16 protein-coding genes and 1 pseudogene are annotated in these 19,592 nt (G+C 71.9%); 8 read left to right on the forward strand and 9 right to left on the reverse strand.

Features of this window, described 5'->3' with window-relative positions; all coding sequences use genetic code 11:
- Positions 1–262 precede the first annotated feature (262 nt).
- From ACWGI2_RS03880 to ACWGI2_RS03895, 4 genes are all read right to left on the reverse strand, one after another.
- The gene (locus ACWGI2_RS03880) at positions 263–1,456 is read right to left on the reverse strand and encodes an anhydro-N-acetylmuramic acid kinase (RefSeq protein WP_453693629.1); all 1,194 of its coding nucleotides are present in this window, start codon (positions 1,454–1,456) and stop codon (positions 263–265) included.
- 293 nt (positions 1,457–1,749) lie between these two features.
- Positions 1,750–2,487, reverse strand: a complete 738-nt coding sequence (locus tag ACWGI2_RS03885; RefSeq protein WP_453693631.1) for a VOC family protein — start codon at positions 2,485–2,487, stop codon at positions 1,750–1,752.
- A 31-nt stretch (positions 2,488–2,518) separates the two neighbouring features.
- Entirely contained in the window at positions 2,519–3,508 is a 990-nt protein-coding gene (locus tag ACWGI2_RS03890) for an acyl-CoA dehydrogenase family protein (protein ID WP_453693633.1), read from the reverse strand.
- Positions 3,508–4,677: an acyl-CoA dehydrogenase family protein gene (locus tag ACWGI2_RS03895; protein WP_453693635.1), complete on the reverse strand. Its 1,170-nt coding sequence runs from the start codon at positions 4,675–4,677 to the stop codon at positions 3,508–3,510. Before ACWGI2_RS03895 ends, ACWGI2_RS03890 begins: the two co-directional genes overlap by 1 nt.
- Positions 4,678–4,812: 135 nt before the next feature.
- Between ACWGI2_RS03895 and ACWGI2_RS03900 the strand changes: the two genes are divergently transcribed.
- The 4 genes and pseudogenes from ACWGI2_RS03900 (at position 4,813) to ACWGI2_RS03915 (ending at position 10,292) form a co-directional block, all read left to right on the forward strand.
- Complete coding sequence (locus ACWGI2_RS03900; protein WP_453394532.1) at positions 4,813–5,595, forward strand: SDR family oxidoreductase; 783 nt, start codon at positions 4,813–4,815, stop codon at positions 5,593–5,595.
- A gap of 114 nt (positions 5,596–5,709) precedes the next feature.
- Positions 5,710–6,300, forward strand: a complete 591-nt coding sequence (locus ACWGI2_RS03905) for a TetR/AcrR family transcriptional regulator (protein ID WP_453394921.1) — start codon at positions 5,710–5,712, stop codon at positions 6,298–6,300.
- A 55-nt stretch (positions 6,301–6,355) separates the two neighbouring features.
- Positions 6,356–7,513, forward strand: coding sequence for an acetyl-CoA C-acetyltransferase (locus ACWGI2_RS03910; RefSeq protein ID WP_453693637.1), 1,158 nt, complete (start codon positions 6,356–6,358; stop codon positions 7,511–7,513).
- Between the two features lie 129 nt (positions 7,514–7,642).
- Positions 7,643–10,292: pseudogene (locus ACWGI2_RS03915) on the forward strand (ATP-binding protein).
- A gap of 311 nt (positions 10,293–10,603) precedes the next feature.
- On the opposite strand, the gene ACWGI2_RS03920 reads toward ACWGI2_RS03915, so the two are convergent.
- The 4 genes from ACWGI2_RS03920 to ACWGI2_RS03935 are packed head-to-tail and all read right to left on the reverse strand — an operon-like array spanning position 10,604 to position 14,146.
- Positions 10,604–11,650 (reverse strand): NAD(P)H-dependent flavin oxidoreductase, encoded by a 1,047-nt coding sequence (locus ACWGI2_RS03920; protein WP_453694650.1) that lies wholly within the window; start codon positions 11,648–11,650, stop codon positions 10,604–10,606.
- Positions 11,651–11,667: 17 nt separating this feature from the next.
- Positions 11,668–12,474, reverse strand: a complete 807-nt coding sequence (locus ACWGI2_RS03925; RefSeq protein WP_453693639.1) for a CoA-transferase subunit beta — start codon at positions 12,472–12,474, stop codon at positions 11,668–11,670.
- Entirely contained in the window at positions 12,471–13,334 is an 864-nt protein-coding gene (locus tag ACWGI2_RS03930) for a CoA transferase subunit A (protein ID WP_453693641.1), read from the reverse strand. The genes ACWGI2_RS03925 and ACWGI2_RS03930 overlap by 4 nt, the downstream gene beginning before the upstream one ends.
- Positions 13,331–14,146 carry an enoyl-CoA hydratase family protein gene (locus ACWGI2_RS03935; protein ID WP_453693643.1) on the reverse strand — a complete coding sequence of 272 codons (816 nt, stop codon included), beginning with the start codon at positions 14,144–14,146 and terminating at the stop codon, positions 13,331–13,333. The genes ACWGI2_RS03930 and ACWGI2_RS03935 overlap by 4 nt, the downstream gene beginning before the upstream one ends.
- A gap of 67 nt (positions 14,147–14,213) precedes the next feature.
- Between ACWGI2_RS03935 and ACWGI2_RS03940 the strand changes: the two genes are divergently transcribed.
- The gene (locus ACWGI2_RS03940; RefSeq protein WP_453693645.1) at positions 14,214–15,005 is read left to right on the forward strand and encodes an SDR family oxidoreductase; all 792 of its coding nucleotides are present in this window, start codon (positions 14,214–14,216) and stop codon (positions 15,003–15,005) included.
- A gap of 14 nt (positions 15,006–15,019) precedes the next feature.
- Positions 15,020–15,952: an SDR family oxidoreductase gene (locus ACWGI2_RS03945; RefSeq protein WP_453693647.1), complete on the forward strand. Its 933-nt coding sequence runs from the start codon at positions 15,020–15,022 to the stop codon at positions 15,950–15,952.
- 279 nt (positions 15,953–16,231) lie between these two features.
- Here the strand turns inward: ACWGI2_RS03945 and ACWGI2_RS03950 are convergent, their stop codons facing one another.
- A complete protein-coding gene (locus ACWGI2_RS03950; RefSeq protein WP_453693649.1) occupies positions 16,232–17,650 on the reverse strand; it encodes a DHA2 family efflux MFS transporter permease subunit in 1,419 nt (472 codons plus the stop codon).
- A 108-nt stretch (positions 17,651–17,758) separates the two neighbouring features.
- On the opposite strand from ACWGI2_RS03950, the gene ACWGI2_RS03955 reads away from it, so the two are divergent.
- Together ACWGI2_RS03955 and ACWGI2_RS03960 are read left to right on the forward strand one after the other, a co-directional pair.
- Entirely contained in the window at positions 17,759–18,442 is a 684-nt protein-coding gene (locus ACWGI2_RS03955; RefSeq protein WP_453693651.1) for a TetR/AcrR family transcriptional regulator, read from the forward strand.
- A 94-nt stretch (positions 18,443–18,536) separates the two neighbouring features.
- Complete coding sequence (locus ACWGI2_RS03960) at positions 18,537–19,553, forward strand: alpha/beta fold hydrolase (RefSeq protein ID WP_453693653.1); 1,017 nt, start codon at positions 18,537–18,539, stop codon at positions 19,551–19,553.
- The last annotated feature ends 39 nt before the right edge of the window (positions 19,554–19,592 follow it).

Raw genomic sequence — 19,592 nt, forward strand, 5'->3', positions numbered from 1 at the left:
CCGCGTGCCGGGTGCCTGTGCTCTTCGGGGCTGGCCCGGGGCGCTCGTGCGCCGTCAGGACACTGTTCTTCCGCTGCACTCGCCCGAGGGGGGGGAATTCACCGCTTGAGGCACGGGCACCCGTACCCCGGCCCTTCCCGGAGTGATCGACCCGAGCGTGCTCGCGTGCCGGGCGCCTGTGCTCTCCGGGGCCGCCCCGGGTGCGCTCGCGCGCCGTCAGGTCACAGCTGGGCCGCTGCACTCGCCCGAGGGGGCACGGAGTTCACCACCTGTGGCCGTCCACCACCAACCGCACCGGCCCGCCGCCCTCAGGCGCTGGCACCCGCACCCCGGCTCGCCCCGGAGTGATCGACCCCAGCACGCTCGCGTGCCGGGCCCCCGTGCTCTCCGGCACCGTTCCCGGCAGCCCGTGTGCCGTCAGGAAGCCGAGGATCGCGAAGGCGTACGCCTCCTTTGCGGCGGACGGTAGGCCTAGCTCGTCGGACGTGCACACCGGGATCTTGGCCCCCGACGACTCGGCACCCAACTCGGCCCGCAGAAACGCCATCAGCGTCGGATTGCGCGTGCCGCCGCCGGAGGCGATGACCTCGGAGGCGCCCACCGCCCTGACGGCGTCGGCGACCGTGCGGGCGGTCAGGCGGGTGAGCGTGGCGACGACGTCCTCCGGGGCGAGGGACTCGTACGACTCGTGCCCGGTGAGAGCAGCCCGTAGGTAGGGCAGATGGAAGAGCTCCTTGCCGGTGGTCTTCGGGGCGGGGCGCGCGTAGTACGGCTCGCCGAGCAGGACCGCGAGCAGGCCTTCGTCGACCCTGCCGCGCGCTGCCATCCCGCCGTCGACGTCGTACGTGAGCCGCTCACGCGTCAACTCGCGCACGGCGGCGTCGATGAGCGCGTTCGCGGGGCCCGTGTCGAACGCGGTGCCGTCCGGGGCGGTGATGTTGGCGATGCCGCCGAGGTTCAGCGCGGCGGGGGAGCCGGGCCTGCCGCGCAGCCACATCCGGTCGACGATGCTGACCAGGGGCGCGCCCTGGCCGCCCGCGGCGATGTCACGGGGGCGGAAGTCGGCGACCACAGGAAGGCCCGTCGCCTCGGCGATCCACGCGGGCTGTCCGATCTGCAGGGTGCCGTGCACCTGGCCGTCCTCCACCCAGTGGTAGACCGTCTGCCCGTGCGACGCGACCAACTCGGCGCGCCGGTCGCACAGTTCGCGGTCCGCCTCGGCCGCCGCCGCGGCGAAGGCCTGGCCGATGCGGGTGTCGAGGCGGCAGACCTCGGCGAGCGTGGTGGCGGCGGGCGGCAGCGCGGCGGCGAGCGCCGTCCGCAGCTCCTCGTCGTACCCGCGGGTGATCAGGCCCAGCGGGGAGAGCAGCAGGCGGTCGCCGTCGATCGTCAGGTCGGCCGCCGCCGCGTCGATGGCGTCGTACGAAGTCCCCGACATCAGCCCGATTACGCGCACGTGCTGCCCCTTTCGCTCTCCTCACCAGTGCGTTTGATCATCGCAGCGACAAAGGGGCGCGCGCACTCGCACGCACGATCCAGTTCAGGCCATCGACACGGAGGGCGGGGCGACTTGCCCGTGTCCAGCATGGGATCGCCCGGTCCGGGCCCGGGGGCGCGACGTACGAACCTCACCCGAATCGGATGCGCGAACCTCACCCGAATCGACGGCATTTGGAACCGTCCGCTCCTGACACTCGGCGAGTCATGTCGAGGAACCTCGCACGACCCGCAGGAGGTGAAGCCCCCGCGTCAGCGCAGGGACAGGACGCAGAAGTCGTTGCCCTCCGGGTCGGCAAGGCACGTCCACGGCACATCGCCCTGGCCGAGGTCGGCGTTGGTGGCACCCAGAGCCAGCAGCCGGGCCACCTCCGCCGCTTTGTCGTCACCGGTGTACGGCGCCACGTCGAGATGGGCGCGGCTCACCGCGGTCGTCGTGCCGGACGTGCGGATGAACTCCAAATACGGGCCGACACCCTTGGACGAACGCATCCGCGCGTGATCGTCGGTCACCTCGTGCAGGGTCCAGTCCATCGCCTCGTCCCAGAACCGGGCCATGGCCCGCGGGTCGGCACAGTCGACCACGATCGCGGCGACCGGCCCGGTGTCCCGGTAGATCTCCCGGGGCTCCAGCACGCAGAAGACGTTGCCCTCCGGGTCGGCAAGGACCGTCCACGGGACGTCGCCCTGGCCCACGTCGGCGGGCGTCGCGCCGAGCTCCTTCAGGCGCGCGACCAGCTCCGCCTGATGGGCCACAGAAGTCGTGGCGAGATCGAGGTGCACGCGGTACTTCACCGTCTCGGGGTCCGGAACAGTGACGAGGTCGACGCAGATGGCGGAGGGATCCGGCCAGACGACGCCCTCTGGCTCGACATTGGTCACACCGGGTCCCTCGCTGGAAATGCCCCAGCCGAGCGCCTCCGCCCAGAACCGGCCGAGCGCCTCGTCGTCCCGAGCCTTGAAATTCACGTTCACAAGTCGCAGTGTCATGCTGCCGATCATATGTACCGGTGGATGGTGATCAACTGCCCTGACCCCCGGCCAGCACCAGGCGCCGGCACTCCCCGGGGCTGCCCCACGCACCGCGCAGCGCCCGCGCCTTCGTCAGCCACAGCGACAGGTCGTACTCCGCGGTGTAACCGATGGCCCCGTGCAGTTGCAGTGCCGCCCGCGCGGCGCCGTACGCGGCTTCGCCCGCCGCCACCTTCGCAGCGGCCACATCTGCCGTCGACAGGGTCAACGCCGCCCCGAACAGCAGCGGCCGGGCGAACTCAAGGCTGATCAGAACGTCCGCAAGCCGGTGCTTGACCGCCTGGAAGCCGCCGATCGCCGTGCCGAACTGGGTGCGCTGCTTCACGTACGCGACCGTCTTGTCGAGCAGTGCGAGCCCGACCCCCAAGGCCTGCGCGGCCGTCGCGAGCGAGGCCCAGTCGGCCCCGTACCGGGAAGCATTCGTCACCGCCGGGCCCGAGGCGAGGACTTCACCGGGCCTGAGCCGGGCGAGGCGCCGCACCGGGTCCAACGACCGCTCCACGCGCGCGTGCCCGGAGGCCAGGCGCAGCTCGCCGTCCGCGGCGGTCAGCCGCAGCGTCGCCGCGTCCGCGTCCAGCGCGAACGGCCCCCCTTCGGGGAGCGCGAGCGTCGCGAGGGCCTCCCCGGAGGCCAAGGACGGCAGGAGCCGTTTGGCCGGGGCCGCCTCGCCCAGCTCGGCGAGGCGGGCGAGCAGCGCGCCCGCCGCGACCGTCTCGACCACCGGCCCGGGCACAGCGTGCCGCCCCAGCTCCACCAAGGCGACCACCATGTCGACCGGGAGCAGCCCCACGCCCTCGTACTCCTCGGGGACGGCAAGGGCGAACACCCCCGCGTCCGCGAGACGTCCCCACACGGCACGCCCCGGCGCGTGGTCCCCGGCGGCCCACGCCCGCGCGGCCGCGGGGGTGTCCGCCGCCGTCAGCATCGCGCCGAGCGAGCGCGCGAACTCGCGCTGCTCGTCGTCGAGGAGGAACCTCATCAGCGGCGTCCCTTCGGCAGTCCGAGCAGCCGCTCGGCGATGATGTCGCGCTGGATCTCGTTCGTGCCCGCGTAGATCGGCCCGGCGAGCGAGAAGACGTACCCCTCGACCCATTCGCCGTGGCCTTCGCCTCCCACGTCGGCCAACTCGCCCTCCGGGCCCAGGAGATCCAGAGCGGTCTCGTGCAACGCGATGTCGTACTCCGACCAGAAGACCTTGTTCAGGCTCGACTCCGCGCCGATCGTCTCGCCCGCCGCGAAACGCGACGCGTTGGCCCAGGTGAACAGCTGATAGGCGCGGGCCCCGATCACCGCGTCGGCGACCCGGTCACGCAGCGAGGTGTCCGCGGGGTCGCCGTGCGCACGCCACTGCCGCACCAGGCGGTCGGCCGTGGCGACGAAGCGGCCGGGGGAGCGCAGCGTCAGGCCGCGTTCGTTGCCCGTCGTCGACATGGCGATCCGCCAGCCCTGGCCCGGCTCACCGATCACGTCCTCGTCCGGTACGAAGACGTCGTCGAGGAAGAGCTCGGCGAACGCGGGCTTGCCGTCGAGGCGTCCGATGGGGCGGACGGTCACGCCGTCCGCGTCGAGCGGGAACATCAGATACGTCAGGCCCCGGTGAGGCTTGGCGGAGTCGACGGCGGGGTCGCTGCGGAACAGGCCGAAGGCGCGGTCGGCGAACGCGGCCCGCGACGACCAGGTCTTCTGCCCGCTGATCAGCCAACCGCCGTCCGTACGGCGTGCGGTGGAGCGCAGCGACGCCAGGTCCGAGCCCGACTCCGGCTCGGACCAGGCCTGGGCCCAGATCACCTCGCCGCGGGCCATCGGGGGCAGGACCCGGGCGCGCTGCTCGTCGGTGCCGAAGTCGAAGAGGGTCGGCGCGAGGAGGTTGATGCCGTTCTGCGAGACCCGCCCCGGGCCGCCCGCGGCGAAGTACTCCTCCTCGAACATCAGCCACTTGACGATGTCGACGCCCTGCCCGCCGAACTCCTCCGGCCAGGAGACCACCGACCAGCGGTCGGCCGCGAGCTCGCCCTCCCAGGCGCGGTGGGCCGCGAAACCCTCCCGCGTCTCCAGCGAGGGCAGCGGCTCGGCGGGCACATGCCCGGCGAGCCAGTCACGTGCCCGCTGCCTGAACTCCCCTTCCCCGGCGGTGAAGTCGAGGTCCATCAGTGGCCCACCTCTTCGGTTGCGGTCCTTCTCCAGCGGTCTTCCGGTCTGCCGGTCTTCCCTAACAAGTGTTTGGTAGATTACCCTGAGTCGAGTCAGCCGTCGAGAGCGAGTCGAGAGCTAAGGGGGCCGAGCATGGACGCGCCCACGTACGTGCCGGGGCACGGTCTGCTCGCGGGCCGCACCGCCGTCATCACCGCCGCGGCCGGAGCGGGCATCGGCGGCGCCACGGCCCGCCGCTTTCTGGAGGAGGGCGCCCGCATCGTCATAGGCGACGCCCACGCGCGCCGCACCAAGGAGACGGTGGAGGCACTGGCCGGGGAGTTCGGCGCCGACCGGGTCGAGGGGACGCCGTGCGACGTCACGGACGAAGCCCAGGTGCAGGCTCTGTACGACCTGGCCGAGAGGCGCCACGGCGGCCTTGACGTCGTCGTGAACAACGCGGGACTCGGCGGCACCGCCGAGCTCACCGAGATGACCGACGAGCAGTGGGACAGAGTCATCGACGTGACACTGAACGGCACGTTCCGCTCCACCCGCGCCGCCCTGCGCCGCATGCGGGCCGCCGACCGGGGCGGCGTGATCGTGAACAACGCCTCGGTGCTCGGCTGGCGCGCCCAGGCAGGCCAGGCGCACTATGCCGCGGCGAAGGCGGGCGTCATGGCCCTCACCCGCTGCGCCGCCGTCGAAGCCGCGCCCCACGGCATACGGATCAACGCGGTCTCGCCGAGCCTCGCCATGCACCCGCACCTCGCGAAGGTCACCTCGCCGGAGCTGCTCGAAGAGCTCACCGCGCGCGAGGCGTTCGGGCGCCATGCCGAGCCGTGGGAGATAGCCAACGTCATCGTCTTCCTGGCCAGTGAGTACTCCTCGTACATGACGGGGGAGACGGTGTCGGTCAGCAATCAGCACGCCTAGGCGGAGAATGACCGTGTGTCGAAACAGAAGCAGAGCAGTACGAGCACGAGCACCGGTACGAGTAGCGGTACCAAGAAGACGCCCGCCAAGAAGGCTCCGGCCAAGAAGGCCGCGGTGAGTCCCTCGCCCGAGCGCCGCGGCGAACTACTCGCCATCGCGGCCGACGTCTTCGCCGAGCAGGGGTACAACGCGACCACGGTCCGCAAGATCGCGGACGCCGCCGGCATGCTCGCCGGCAGCCTCTACTACCACTTCGACTCCAAGGAGTCGATGCTCGAAGAGATCCTCTCCACCTTCCTCACCGAGCTGTGGGACGGGTACGACACCGTGCTCCAGTCGCGGCTCGGCCCCCGCGAGACCCTCGAAGCACTCGTCACCGAGTCCTTCCGGGAGATCGACCGGCACCGCTCCGCCGTCGCCATCTACCAGAAGGAGTCCAAGCACCTGGTCGCGCAGGCGCGCTTCCAGTACCTGGCCGACTCGCAGCAGCGCTTCGAGAAGACATGGCTGACGACGCTGGAGCGCGGAGTGGCGGAGCACGTCTTCCGCGACGACCTGGACATCCGGCTCGCCTACCGCTTCGTGCGCGACACCGTCTGGGTCGCCGCGTCCTGGTATCGCCCCGGCGGCGGCCACAGCCCCGAGGAGATCGCCCGCCAGTACCTCTCGATGGTCCTGGACGGCATCGCCGTACGCACCACGTAGAGCGCGTCGTCGCCCGGCGACCGCACCGACCGAGGAGCACGAGGAGTACGCAGTCATGGCCGAGGCCTACATCGTCGAAGCGGTCCGCACCCCCGTCGGCAGGCGCAAGGGCGGCCTCTCGGCCGTCCACCCCGCCGACCTGGGAGCCCATGTCCTGAAGGCACTCGTCGAGCGCACCGGAATCGACCCCGCCGCCGTCGAGGACGTCGTGTTCGGCTGCCTGGACACGGTCGGCCCGCAGGCCGGGGACATCGCCCGCACCTCCTGGCTCGCGGCAGGACTGCCCGAAGAGGTGCCCGGCGTGACGATCGACCGGCAGTGCGGATCCTCGCAGCAGGCCGTGCACTTCGCGGCGCAGGGCGTCCTGTCCGGCACACAGGACCTCGTCGTCGCGGGCGGCACACAGAACATGTCGATGATCCCCATCGCCTTCGCCTCCCGGCAGGCCGCCGAACCGCTCGGCCTCACCGAGGGTCCGTACGCGGGCAGCGAGGGCTGGCGCGCCCGCTATGGCGACCGGCCCGTCAACCAGTTCCACGGCGCCCAGCTGATCGCCGAGAAGTGGGGCATATCCCGCCTCGACATGGAGGAGTTCGCCCTCCGCTCGCACCAGCGGGCCGTGCGCGCCATCGACGAGGGCCGCTTCGACCGCGAGCTCACCGCCTATGGAGACGTGACCACCGACGAAGGCCCGCGCCGCGACACCACCCTGGAAAAGATGGCGGGCCTCAAGCCCGTCCTGGACGACGGCACCATCACCGCCGCCTGCTCCTCACAGGTCTCGGACGGCGCCGCCGCCATGCTCATCGCCGGTGAACGGGCCGTGCGGGCCCACGGATTGACACCTCGCGCCCGCATCCACCACCTCTCCGTGCGCGGGGAGGACCCGATCCGGATGCTGTCCGCGCCGATCCCCGCCACCGCGTACGCCCTCAAGAAGACCGGCATGAGCATCGGCGACATCGACCTCGCCGAGATCAACGAAGCCTTCGCGCCGGTCGTCCTCGCCTGGCTGAAGGAGACCGGCGCCGACCCGGAGAAGGTCAACGTGAACGGCGGAGCGATAGCCCTCGGCCACCCCCTCGGCGCGACCGGCGTCAAACTGATGACGACGCTCCTGCACGAACTGGAGCGCACCGGCGGCCGGTTCGGCCTCCAGACCATGTGTGAAGGCGGCGGTCAGGCGAACGTGACCATCATCGAGCGCCTCTGACGGCGTTCAGCTCCGGAGCCGACCTTCACCCCTTGCGGGAGTTGCTGTCCGGACCCGGCACCGCGAGGCCTTCTCCCCAGCTAGTCTCGATGTCTGTACGTCGATTGAGCGACCTCGGGAGGTAGCGCGATGACGCAGGGACGGCCCGGAGGTGCCTCCTGGGCCCCGCTGTGGGAGCGCGACGTGGAACTCGCCGCGGCCGAGCGGGCCGTCGACGAGCTGTGCTCCGACTCGACGACGGCGGGCGGGCTTCTCGTCTTCCAGGGTGAGGCGGGCATCGGCAAGACGGCGCTGCTCGCCGAGGTGCGCCGCATCGCGGAGGGGCGGGCCACGGTGTGGTCGGCGCGAGGCGGCGAGACCGTCACCTCCGTCCCCTTCAATGTCGTACGTCAGTTGCTGCAGCCGGCTCTCGTCGGTCTCTCCCCGGAACTGACACGGGAGTATCTCGGTGACTGGTACGAGATCGCGGGCCCCGCGCTCGGCATAGTCGAGCCGGCCGGCCTCCAGGCCGACCCGCAGGGTGTGCGACGGCCTGGTCGAGGCGGTCGCACGCCTTTCGGGACTGCACTGGCCGCTGGTCCTGCTCATCGACGACGCGCACTGGGCCGACCAGGAGACCCTGCACTGGCTGGCCGCGTTCTCCCAGCGCCTCGACGAACTGCCCGTCCTCGTGGTGGTCGCCCACCGGCCCGACGACGCCGTCGGCGACAGCGCGCGCCATCTCGCGGCGGTCGGCGCGGCAGCCCGCCCCTCGCCGCCGCTGCGCGCGCTCACCCCGGACGCGGCGGCCGGCCTCACCCGGGCCACCCTCGGCGAGCACGCGGACGCCCCGTTCTGCCGCGAGGTGTGGGCGGTCACCGGCGGCAATCCGTACGAATCCGTGGAACTGCTCGCCAAGGTGCAGGACAGCGAGCTCGAACCGGTGGAGAGCTCCGCCGCCGAACTGCGCGCCCTGAACCGCTCGGCGCGCGGCCATGGACTCGTCGCCCGTCTCGAGGGACTCGGCTCGGAGGCCACGCGATTCGCGTGGGCGGCAGCGATCCTCGGCAGCGGCATCTCGCTCGACCTCGCCGCGTCGCTCGCCCGGATCGAGCCCCGTGAGACGGCCGAGCGGTGCGCGGAGCGGCTGCGCAACGCGCGCATCCTGCGCGGCGGCGAAGAGGATATGGAATTCGTCCATCCGCTGATCGCGAGCACCGTCTACCGCTCGATCCCGACGGCTACCCGCACCGCGATGCACGGCATCGCCGCCTGGGCCGTCACCTTGTCGGGCCGTGGGGCGGCAGCCGCATCCCGGCACCTCCTCGAGGTTCATCCGGACGACGATCCCGAGCTGGTCAAGCAGTTGCGCGAAGCCGCGGCCGAGCATCTCGCGGTCGGCGCGCCGGACGCGGCCCGCCGCTGCCTCGAACGCGCCCTGCGGGAACCGCCGTTGCCCGAGGTGCACGCGCGCGTGCTCTATGAACTGGGCTGCGCCACGCTTCTCACCTCGCCCGTCAAGACCATCGGCCACCTGCGCGAGGCGCTCCACACTCCGGGTCTCGACCGCAAGCTGCGCGTGGACGCGGTGTGCCGTCTCTCCCAGGCCCTGGTGCACAACGACCAGTTGGAGGAGGCCCTGCGGGTCGTGGACGCGGAGGCCGAGCGGCTTGACCCCGGGCCCGACCGGATGCGCCTTGAGGGGGTCCACTACATGTGGGAGGGCATCCACGCGCGCGAGCATGACGCGACGGGCCGTTCGCGCAGCCTCGCGGCGGTCGCGGGACCGCTGCCGGGACGCGACAACTCCGAGCGTGCGCTGCTGACCCTGCGCGCCTTCGACGCCATGACCCGCGGGGAGAACGCGGAGGAGATCGTCGAGCTCTGCGACCGCGGCCTCGTCCACGGCCGCCTCGCGCCCGGGCTCGGCTGGACCGACACGGAGTGGGGCTTCGAACTCAAGTTGATGCTGGGCGGCGCCTACATCTTCACCGACCGGCTCGACCGCGCCGAGAGCCTCTTCGTCGAGGGGGTCCGCGGCTATGAGACGGCGGGCTGGAGCGGCGGCCATCTGGCCCTCGCCCACGCCTGGCTCGGTCTGGTGCACCGCAGGCGCGGACGCCTCGTCGATGCGGAGGCATCGCTGCGGGAGAGCCTGCGCCTGGCCGACCGCGTAGGCAGCGGGCTGCCGATGCACTGGGACGCCGCCTGCAAGCTCATCGAAACGCTGCTCGCCCGCGGCAAGGTCGAAGAGGCGCAGCAGATCGCCGACCGGTACGGCATCGCGCCGCCCTACCCCTCCACGATCTTCCTGCCCGACATCCACTACGTGCGGGGCCGCCTGCTGCTCGCCATGGGGCAACGGCGGGAGGGCGTCGCCGAATTGGAGATGGCGGCGAAGGCATCGAACGAACGCGGCCGCTACAACACGGTCGTCAACCCCTGGGCGTACGAACTCGCCCGGGTGCTCGCCGTGGAGGACCCTCGGCGGGCCGCCGAACTGGTCGCGGACGCACGGGTCCAGGCGGAGCTCTTCGGTACGGAGACGGCGATCGGCGAGGCGCTGCGGTGTGCGGCGTCCCTGGAGAGCGGCCAACGGGCGGTCGAGCTGTACGCCCGAGCCGTCGCCTGCCTGGAGGCGTCACCGTGCGCCTATGAACACGCGGTCGCCCGGGTCGAGTACGGGATCGCGGCGGGCTCCGCGAGCGAGTTGTCGCGAGGCCTCGCCCTGGCCGAATCCTGCGGAGCGACCGGCCTGGCCGCCCGGGCACGGGCTTCCCTGGAGGTGGCGGGAGTCTGAGCGGGACCGCCGGGCAGGAGAAGGCCAGCCTGTCAGGCGCCCGAGAACGCACTGGGCGAAGCCGGCGCCCGACGTCCTGCAAGGCCCCGGCGCGGGTGGCGCCCCTGGCGAGCAGCGTGGGGTCGGCCGCGGTGACGTGCTCCGGCACTGCGGCGTCCTCTGGGCGTCGCGAAGGGGCGGGGCCGGTGATCGAGGGCTCGCAAGGCTCCGGCGTAGCTGGCGCTCCTCGTGAGCAGCGTGAGGCCAGTCGCCGTCCTCGGCTCTGGGCGTCGCCAAGAGGCGGGACCGGGAAAAGACCGCCGGAGGCTTGCTCAGGTCTGGCGCAGTCGGCCCACCACCTCGGCCGCCTCCTTCATCACCCCCGAGATCAGTTCCTCGCACGACGGCAGGTCCTCGATGATGCCCGCGACTTGGCCGGACGCCATGACCCCCGCCTCCGGTAAACCGTCCACCATCGCTGTCTTCAACATCATCGGTGTGTTCGCGGCGAGCAGGATCTGACTCCATGTCATTCCCTTGCCGTGCCGCATCGCGAGGCCGTCCCGGACCATCTCGCCCCACCCCAGGCCGGATATCTTCCGGAACGCCGCCGCGTGCCTCACGGCCCGTGCGAGGGATGCCGCCCGACCTGACTTCTCGAGCGACGCGACCAACTCCGTCCGCAGCATCCGATGGGGGAGGCCGTCCACCCGTGTGGTCACCGTGACGTCCTTGACCGACGCCGCCAGATAGCGGGCCTTGACCGCGTCCGGCACCGTCGAGTCCGAGGTGAGCAGGAAGCGCGTGCCCATCGCCACCCCCGCCGCGCCATAGGCGAGCGCGGCGACGAGCCCCCGGCCGTCGAAGAAGCCGCCCGCCGCGATCACCGGAATGTCCACCGCGTCCACGACCTGCGGCAACAGCACGGTCGTCGCGACCTCGCCCGTGTGACCGCCGCCCTCACCGCCCTGCACGACGACCGCGTCCGCACCCCACGCCGCGACCTTCTCCGCATGCCGACGCGCACCGATGGACGGGATGACGACCACCCCGGCGTCCTTCAGCTCCGCGATCAGCTCCTTCGAGGGGGCGAGCGCGAAGGACGCGACCCGCACGCCCTCGTCGACGATGACCCGCACCCGGTCCCGGGCGTCACCCGCGTCGGCGCGGAGGTTGACCCCGAAGGGCTCGTCCGTACGGGACTTGACCTCGCCGACGGCGGAGCGCAGCTGGTCGACGGTCATCGTCGCGGAGGCCAGGATGCCGAGCGCGCCCGCGTTCGCCGTCGCGGAGACCAGGCGAGGCCCCGCCACCCAGCCCATGCCGGTCTGCACGATCGGATACCGGACACCGACCAGCTTCGTCAGCGCCGTCTCCATGCCCGCCGGGGCCGGCGTCACGACCGCACCTCGCGCTCGCGCAGACCGCGCGGGTCCACCACGTCCCGGATCAGCCGCAGTTCCTCCGCGGTCGGCTCGCGGGTGTACGGGACGTCGTCGGGCGTCGCGAGCATGAAGCCGGTCGACTCACGCACCTGCTCGACCGTCACGCCCGGATGCAGGGAGACGAGGCGCATCGCGTGATCCGCCGTCCCGAAGTCGAACACGCCGAGGTCCGACACGACTCGGCGCAGATCGTGGAAGCGGGTCGCGGAAGGACCTGCCGCCGCCGCGCTGTCGTAACCGACACCGCTGATCATGTCGACCTTCTCGACGAAGACCCGCGTCGAGTGCCGAGGGATCCAGTAACTCACCGGGTTGTTCAGGGTGTTGACCGGGGCGCCGCGTACCCCGAGCAGCTGGCGCTTGGGCCGCTCCCAGTCGCCGATGCAGGAGATGTTCTGATTCCCGAAGCGGTCGATCTGGCTCGCGCCCATCATCACGTGCCGCCTGCCGCCCATGACCATCGTCAGGTGTTTGCGGTACGGCAGCCAGCCCTCCGTCACCGCCGACGCCGCCCCCACGGCGGGCACATCGCCGATCAGCAGCGCCTCCCCGTCCGTGAGCAGCAGGTCCGGCGAGAACGTCAGCTTGGCCAGGCGGGCGGCGATCGAGGGGACCGTCCCCATCGGCGACGCGAGGATCTCGCCGGCGTCCCGCCAGGCCTCGGCACAGGCGATCACGCAGTACTCGGCGCGGGTGACGGCGGCCGTCTCGGACACACCGGCCACGCCGGCCGCGGCGGTCGGGTCGGTGTGCGTCATCGCTGCTCCTTGTGCCAGGTCTGGACGGCCGCTTGATAGTCCCGCTCGGAGCCGGTGAGAAGGCGGTCCTCGAATTCCTTCCAGGCGTCCGGGTCACCCGCGGCGGCGACGTACGCCTTCTGGAAGGGTTCGTCGCGGCCGTAGTCCGGCACGCACGACGTGAAGTGCGCGCCCTTGGGTGTCTCGGTCACGCCCGTCACCGCATGCCGGGAGATCAGCATCGTCTGCGGCGCCGCGTGCTCGGTCAGCTCGCTGGACTCGACGATCCGCTCGCACGACACGTACGCCGTGTCGGCCGCCTCGCAGAACAAGTCGTCGAAGTACGGATCAGGGCCCAGATACTGGGCGTTGCCCAGGCGGTCGGCGCGGTTCAGATGCACCAGCGCCGCGTCCAACCGCAGGGCGGGCACCGCGACCAGCTCCTCCCCGTCCTCGTACGGCGAAGTGACCGTACGCAGCTGGGGGTTGACCCGTAGGACGTCCGAGCCGAGGCCCGCGCGGATCGGCAGGAACGGCAGCCGCTGGGCCCCCGCGGTGAGGCCCTGCATGAACATCGCCTCGTCCAGCTCCACCATTTCGAACCCGCCACGCTCGCGTGCCGCGCGGAAGTGCGGCTCCAGGGGGATCGAGTCGAGGGTCGTGAACGCCGTGACCAGCTTGCGGATCTTTCCGGCCGCGGCGAGCAGACCGATGTCCGGGCCGCCGTACGAGACGACGGTGAGGTCCGTGATCCCCGACCGCAGGAGGGCCCGCACCAGCGCCATGGGCTTGCGGCGCGACCCCCAGCCGCCGATGCCGAGCGTCATGCCGCTCCGCAGCCGCTCCACGACCGCGTCGGGCGTCATGGTCTTGTCCGTCATGCCCTGCCCTCCTCCTTCTTCCTTCCGGGACCTGTCCCGGAGCCCGTTCCAGAACCTCCAGAACTCGGTCCAGAACCCGCTCCGAAGTCCTCGCGGATCCTGTCTGCCAGGCCGCTCAAGTTCGCCTCGAAGGTGAAGCCCTGCTCGAAGCGGTAGCTGCGGTGCACGTCCACGGGGTCGATGCCGTTGATCGCGGCCTTGGCGAACCGCAGCAGCGTCCCGTCCTTCCGCGCGATCTCCCGCGCCAACTCCAGGGCCGCAGCGCGCAGTTCCTCGCGCGGCACGACCCGCCACACGGAGCCGTGCGCGTGCAGCTCCGCCGCGGTGGCCGTGCGCGAGGTGTAGTACAGGGCGCGCATCAGGTGCTGCGGCACCAGGCGGGCGAGATGCGTCGCCGCGCCGAGCGCGCCCCGGTCCAGCTCGGGCAGGCCGAACGTCGCGTCCTCGCTCGCCACGATCGCGTCGGCGTTGCCGACCAGGCCGATACCGCCGCCCAGACAGAAGCCGTGCACCGCGGCCACGACCGGCACCTCGCATTCATACACCGCCGAAAACGCCTCGTAGCACCCGCGGTTGGCGCCTATCAGGGCGCTGTGGCCGCTGTCGCGCTGCATCTCCTTGATGTCCACGCCCGCGTTGAAACCGCGGCCCTCTGCGGCGAGGACGACGCAGCGCGTCTCGGAGTCGCGGCCCGCCGCGCGCACCGCGGCGGCCAGGTCGAACCACCCCTGCACGGGCAGGGCGTTGACGGGCGGGAAGTCGACGGTGACGACGGCCACGCCCTTGTCCGGGGTGGAGGTGGAGACAGACATCAGAGGATCCGCTACCTTTCAACCAGGCCCTTCAACCAAACATTTGTTAGTTAGAAAGGTAGCAGCGATGACTGACACCCGACAGGTGGTGGTCGTCACCGGCGGCACCCGAGGCGTCGGCGCCGGTATCGCCCGCAGCTTCCTCGCCGCCGGTGCGCGGGTCGTCGTCTGCGCCCGCAGACCGCCGGACCGCCCGGTCGAAGTGGCCGGTGCCGCAGCCGAGTTCCGGCCCCTCGACCTGCGTGACGCGGAGGCGGCACACACGTTCTTCGCCGAAGTGGCCGCCGATCACGGCCGCCTCGACGCCCTGGTGAACAACGCGGGCGGCACACCCTTCGGACTGCTCGCCGACTCCGCACCGGCCCGCCAGGCGAAGATCGTCGAACTCAACCTGCTGGCCCCGCTGTACGCGTCTTCGGCGGCGTACGAGGTGATGCGAGGCCAGAAGGACGGTGGGGGCAGCATCACCATGATCGGGAGCGTGAGCGGATCCCGCCCCTCACCCGGCACCGGCGCCTATGGGGCGGCCAAGGCGGGCCTGGAGAATCTCGCGCGCACGATGGCCGTCGAATGGGCCCCGAAGGTGCGGGTGAACACCGTCGTGCTCGGCCTCGCCCGCACCGAGAGCGCCCACTTGCACTACGGCGACGAGGACGGCATAGCGGCGGTCGCCCGCACCGTCCCGCTCGGCCGCCTCGCCGACCCGTCGGACGTCGGGGACGCGTGCGTGTTCCTCGCCTCCGACAGCGCGCGCTACATCAGCGGGGCTGCACTGCACCTGCACGGGGGCGGCGAACGCCCCGCGTTCCTGGACGCCGCGTCCGTCAACCACCCAACGAATCCGGACAGTTCCGCATGACCGAGGAGTTCCGCATGACCTCAGCCGACAAGCCGGGCACGGGAATCTGCGCGGGCCGCGTCGTGATCGTCACGGGCGCGGGCCGCGGCCTCGGCCGGGCGCACGCGCGCGCGTACGCCGCCGAGGGCGCCAAGGTCGTCGTCAACGACCTCGGGGTGGGGCCCGACGGCTCCGGAGCGTCCGGCGGGCCCGCGCACGACGTCGTGGAGGAGATCCGCGCGGCGGGAGGCGAGGCCGTCGCGCACGGCGCTGACATCGCCACGTCCGAGGGCGCCGCATCCCTGGTGCGGGCCGCACTCGACACGTACGGATGTCTCGACACCCTCGTCAACAACGCGGGGTTCCTGCGGGACCGGATGCTGGTCAATCTTGAGGAGGACGACTGGGACGCCGTGATGCGCGTACATCTGAAGGGGCACTTCCTGCCGCTGAAGCACGCGGCCGCGTACTGGCGCGGTGAGGCGAAGGCGGGGCGCGGGCGGCACGCGTGCGTGGTCAACACCAGCTCCGGGGCCGGTCTGTTGGGGAGCGTGGGGCAGGCGAACTACAGCGCGGCCAAGGCCGGGATTCTCGGGCTCACCCTGGTCGCCTCCGCGGAATTCGCCTCCTACGGGGTGCGGGTCAACGCCATCGCGCCCGCCGCGCGCACGCGCATGACGGAGCACACCTTCGCGGAGACCATGGCCGCGCCCGAAGGCGGCGGCTTCGACGCGATGGCTCCGGAGAACGTGTCGCCGGTCGTGGTGTGGCTCGGCTCCGAGGCGTCGGCCGGTGTCACGGGCCGTGTCTTCGAAGCCGAAGCGGGGCGCATCACCGTCATGGAGGGTTGGCGCCCTGGACCGACGGCCGACAAGGGGACCCGCTGGACCCCGGCCGAGGCGGGCGACGCGGCCCGCGAACTGCTCGCCGATGCCGAGGTGCCTCAGCCGGTGTACGGGGCGCGGTAGAGGGGCGCGGTTGAGGCGCGATGCCGCCGGACGGGCCCGCGACCAGGGCCCGTCCGGCGCACGAGGCGACCATCAGTCCCCGGATGCCACCCGCACCGGATCCGTGCCCTCCGCACTGTGCCGCGCCGCCCAGTTCGAGATCGACCGGGCGGTCCTGGGGCAGCGCCTCCAGCGCGTCGAGCAGCTTGGGGAGGCAGAGGAACGTGGCGTGCCCGCGTCGCGCGGGCGGGGCCGTGCGAGCCCCGCCCGGCGCAGGTCAGTGCACGTGCGGTCGGCAGTTCAGTGCACGTGCGGTCCGCCGGTCAGCTGTGGCTTTCCGCGCGGTACGAGTGCGAACGTGGCGGCCGCGCTGACCGCCGCGGCCACGGCGCACACCGTGAACGCGTCCGTGAAGCCGCCGGCGGTTCCGCCGTCGATTCCCGCCGCGGCGACCGTCGAGACCACGGCGACGCCGATGGAGCCGCCCACCTCGTGGAAGGTGTTGACCACGCCGGACGCGACGCCCGCCTCCTCGTGCGCGATGAAGCCCAGCGCGGTGGTGGTGGCCGCCACGAACACCGAACCGAGCCCAAGCGCGGCGACGGACATGCCCAGGGCGACACTCGTCCACGCGTTGCCGCTCGGCCCCGCGCCGGTGAGCAGAGCGGTGCCGAGCCCCGCTAGCGCGAGCCCCGCGGCCGCCGTGGGCCGCGCTCCCCACTGGCCCACGAACCGCCCGCCCAGGTGTGCGCCGACCCCGGTGGCCACGGCCACGGGAAGGAACAGCACCCCGGTCCGCAGGGAGCTGTAGCCGCGTACCTCCTGGAGGAACACCGACCCCAGGAAGAACAGCGAGATCAGCAACGCCGTCGCGACCAGCATCAGATAGGACCCCGCGACCACCGGACGGCGCCGCAGGACGGCCAGGTCGATCAGCGGCGCACGCTGCGCCCGCTCCACGGCGACGAACGCTCCGTAGGCCACGGCCGCCGCGGCCACCGGCACCAGCGTCCGAGGGTCCGACCAGCCCGTGTCGCCCGCGGCGACGAGTCCGTAGATGAGCGAGCCCGTGCCGGCGGTGACGAGCAGTGCCCCGGGGATGTCGAGGCGGGCGGGCCGGGGCGCGCGGGCGGGGACGACGGCGGGCAGGGCAAGCAGCAGGGCCACGCCGATGGGCACGTTGACGTAGAAGATCCACTCCCAGCCGGGGCCGTCGCTCAGGATGCCGCCGAGCAGGACGCCGATCGCGGCGCCCGCACCGCCGATCGCCGACCACACGCCGAGCGCGCGATGCCGGTCGCGGCCGTGGAAGGTCGTGGTGACGATCGCGAGGGCAGCGGGGGAGAGCAGCGCGGCCCCGACACCCTGCGCGGTACGCCCCGCGAGGAGGGTCGCCGGGCCCGTGGCGAGGCCGGTCAGGAGGGAGGCGGCGGTGAACAGGGCGAGGCCGCAGAGGAGGGTGCGGCGCGCCCCGAGGACGTCGGCGAGCCGCCCGCCGAGCAGCATCAGACCGCCGAAACAGAGCGTGTACGTCGTGACGACCCAGGTCAGAGTGGTGCGGCCGAGGTCGAGGTCGGCGGCCATGCTCGGCAGCGCGACGTTCACGACCGTCACATCGAGCACCAGCATGAACTGGGCTACGCACAGCAGCGTGAGCGCCGCCCACGGGCGTGAGCCGGTGGGGGGTGGCGCGGTCGGGGTCGGATGGGTGTGCGTCATGGCAGGTCCTTGGAGGTGGGGGACTGGGGTGGTGGAAGCATCTGAACTGTACTGGCTAGTTCATGTGAACTCAACTGTTCAGTTCAGTTCGCTGGTAAAGTGCGGCGCATGCGGAATGAGGGAAGCGGCGAGGTCAAAAGTGCGGGGCCCACAAGCTCCACGGGCCCCATGGGTCCCACAGGCCCGCGCGCGGCACGCAAGCGTGAGGCCATCGTCCGGGCCGCGCGCTCGCTGTTCCTGCGCGAGGGCTTCGGCGTCGGCATGGACGCCATCGCGGCCGAGGCGGGCGTGTCCAAGGTGACCGTCTACAACCACTTCGGCAACAAGGAGGCGCTGTTCGTCGCCGTGATCGCGGGAGCACTGGACGAACCCCTCGACGCCTCGTCATCGGTCGCCGCGCTCGACGGCCTCACCGAGGCGGACGACCTGCGCGAGGCTTTCCTGAACGTGGCCCGCGCCTGGGTCGACGTCGTCTGCAACGACCAGGAGATGAACGCCCTGCGCCACCTCGTCGCCCGGGAGATCCACCGCTTCCCTTCGCTCGGCGAGGCGTGGGGACAGCGCGGCCCCGAGGGCCATCACCCCGCGATCGCGGGCGCGTTGCGCGAACTCGCCGAGCGGGGGCGGCTCACCGTCCCGGACATGGAGACGGCGGTCATCCAGCTCTACTCCCTGCTGGTCTTCCCGCACCTCGTCTTCGGCTCGTACGGAACCGACATCAGCGACGACCTGACGGAGCGTCTCATCGTCGCCGGTGTCGACATGTTCCTGGGGTACTACGCGGCCACATAGCGCCACGGTGGCGATGCGCCCGCGTCGCCCGTATTGCGCCACCCGAAACCCCCGCGAAACCACCCCGCCGCGCCGCCCACCTACACTCCGGCCCATGGCGCGGATCCTGCCCTTCCAGCCCAGGCGGCTTCCCACCGACGACGAGAGCGGGGCCGCCCTGCGGTTCCGCACCGTGCACGGCTACCGGCGCGCGTACCGCGTCGCGGGTGAGGGACCGGCGATTCTGCTGATCCACGGCATCGGCGACTCGTCGGCGACGTGGTCCCCACTGATCCCCCGACTGGCCCGTACCCACACGGTCATCGCCCCTGACCTGCTCGGTCACGGCGCGTCCGAGAAGCCACGTGCCGACTACTCGGTGGCCGCGTACGCCAACGGAGTACGGGACCTGCTCGGCGTGCTCGGCGTCGAACGGGTCACCCTCGTCGGGCACTCGTTCGGCGGCGGGGTCGCGATGCAGTTCGCCTACCAGTTCCCCGAGCGCGTCGACCGGCTCGTCCTGGTGAGCACGGGAGGCGTAGGCCCGCAGGTCACCCCCGTCCTACGAGGTGTCTCGCTGCCCGGGGCCGCACTGCTGCTCTCCCTGCTCGGGCTGCCCGGCGCCGATCTGCCGGTGCGGGCGGTCGTCGCGCTGCTGCGGCTGCTCGACACCGGTCTCGGGCAGGACGCGCCCGAACTGATGGGCCTGGTCGACGCGTTGCCCGACGTGTGGGCGCGGGCCGCGTTCATCCGCACGCTGCGGTCCGTCGTCGACTGGCGCGGCCAAGTGGTCACGATGCTGGACCGCTGCTACCTCGCCCAGGGCATGCCCACGCTCCTGGTCTGGGGCGACCGCGACGGCGTCCTGCCGGTCGACCACGCGTACACCGCGCACGAGGCGATGCCCGGCAGCCGCTTGGAGATCTTCCCGGGGGCCGGGCACTTCCCCTTTCACGCCGATCCCGTGCGCTTCCTCTCGCTCGTCGAGGACTTCATCGGGTCGACGGAACCAGCCAGTTGGAGCATCGAGCAGTGGTGGCGTCTGCTGCGGGCGGGGCGGCCGGGCGAGGAGGCGTACGTCGACGCGATGGAGCGGCGGTACCGCGAGGCGAGCGAGCGCAGCGCCACCTAGGGCCGCCAGCCTCTGTCGGGCCCACGGGGCCACGTCTAT

This window comes from Streptomyces sp. NPDC054866 (genome assembly GCF_053610745.1).

What these genes read in the sequence shown, in the direction of transcription:
- ACWGI2_RS03900 (WP_453394532.1), top strand. Translation starts at nt 4,813, where the DNA reads ATGGACGCGCCCACGTACGTGCCGGGGCACGGTCTGCTCGCGGGCCGC.
- ACWGI2_RS03895 (WP_453693635.1), bottom strand. Translation starts at nt 4,677, where the DNA reads ATGGACCTCGACTTCACCGCCGGGGAAGGGGAGTTCAGGCAGCGGGCA.
- ACWGI2_RS03885 (WP_453693631.1), bottom strand. Translation starts at nt 2,487, where the DNA reads ATGACACTGCGACTTGTGAACGTGAATTTCAAGGCTCGGGACGACGAG.
- ACWGI2_RS03960 (WP_453693653.1), top strand. Translation starts at nt 18,537, where the DNA reads ATGGCGCGGATCCTGCCCTTCCAGCCCAGGCGGCTTCCCACCGACGAC.
- ACWGI2_RS03920 (WP_453694650.1), bottom strand. Translation starts at nt 11,650, where the DNA reads ATGGAGACGGCGCTGACGAAGCTGGTCGGTGTCCGGTATCCGATCGTG.
- ACWGI2_RS03935 (WP_453693643.1), bottom strand. Translation starts at nt 14,146, where the DNA reads ATGTCTGTCTCCACCTCCACCCCGGACAAGGGCGTGGCCGTCGTCACC.
- ACWGI2_RS03955 (WP_453693651.1), top strand. Translation starts at nt 17,759, where the DNA reads ATGCGGAATGAGGGAAGCGGCGAGGTCAAAAGTGCGGGGCCCACAAGC.
- ACWGI2_RS03925 (WP_453693639.1), bottom strand. Translation starts at nt 12,474, where the DNA reads ATGACGCACACCGACCCGACCGCCGCGGCCGGCGTGGCCGGTGTGTCC.
- ACWGI2_RS03890 (WP_453693633.1), bottom strand. Translation starts at nt 3,508, where the DNA reads ATGAGGTTCCTCCTCGACGACGAGCAGCGCGAGTTCGCGCGCTCGCTC.
- ACWGI2_RS03930 (WP_453693641.1), bottom strand. Translation starts at nt 13,334, where the DNA reads ATGACGGACAAGACCATGACGCCCGACGCGGTCGTGGAGCGGCTGCGG.
- ACWGI2_RS03940 (WP_453693645.1), top strand. Translation starts at nt 14,214, where the DNA reads ATGACTGACACCCGACAGGTGGTGGTCGTCACCGGCGGCACCCGAGGC.
- ACWGI2_RS03910 (WP_453693637.1), top strand. Translation starts at nt 6,356, where the DNA reads ATGGCCGAGGCCTACATCGTCGAAGCGGTCCGCACCCCCGTCGGCAGG.
- ACWGI2_RS03945 (WP_453693647.1), top strand. Translation starts at nt 15,020, where the DNA reads ATGACCTCAGCCGACAAGCCGGGCACGGGAATCTGCGCGGGCCGCGTC.
- ACWGI2_RS03950 (WP_453693649.1), bottom strand. Translation starts at nt 17,650, where the DNA reads ATGACGCACACCCATCCGACCCCGACCGCGCCACCCCCCACCGGCTCA.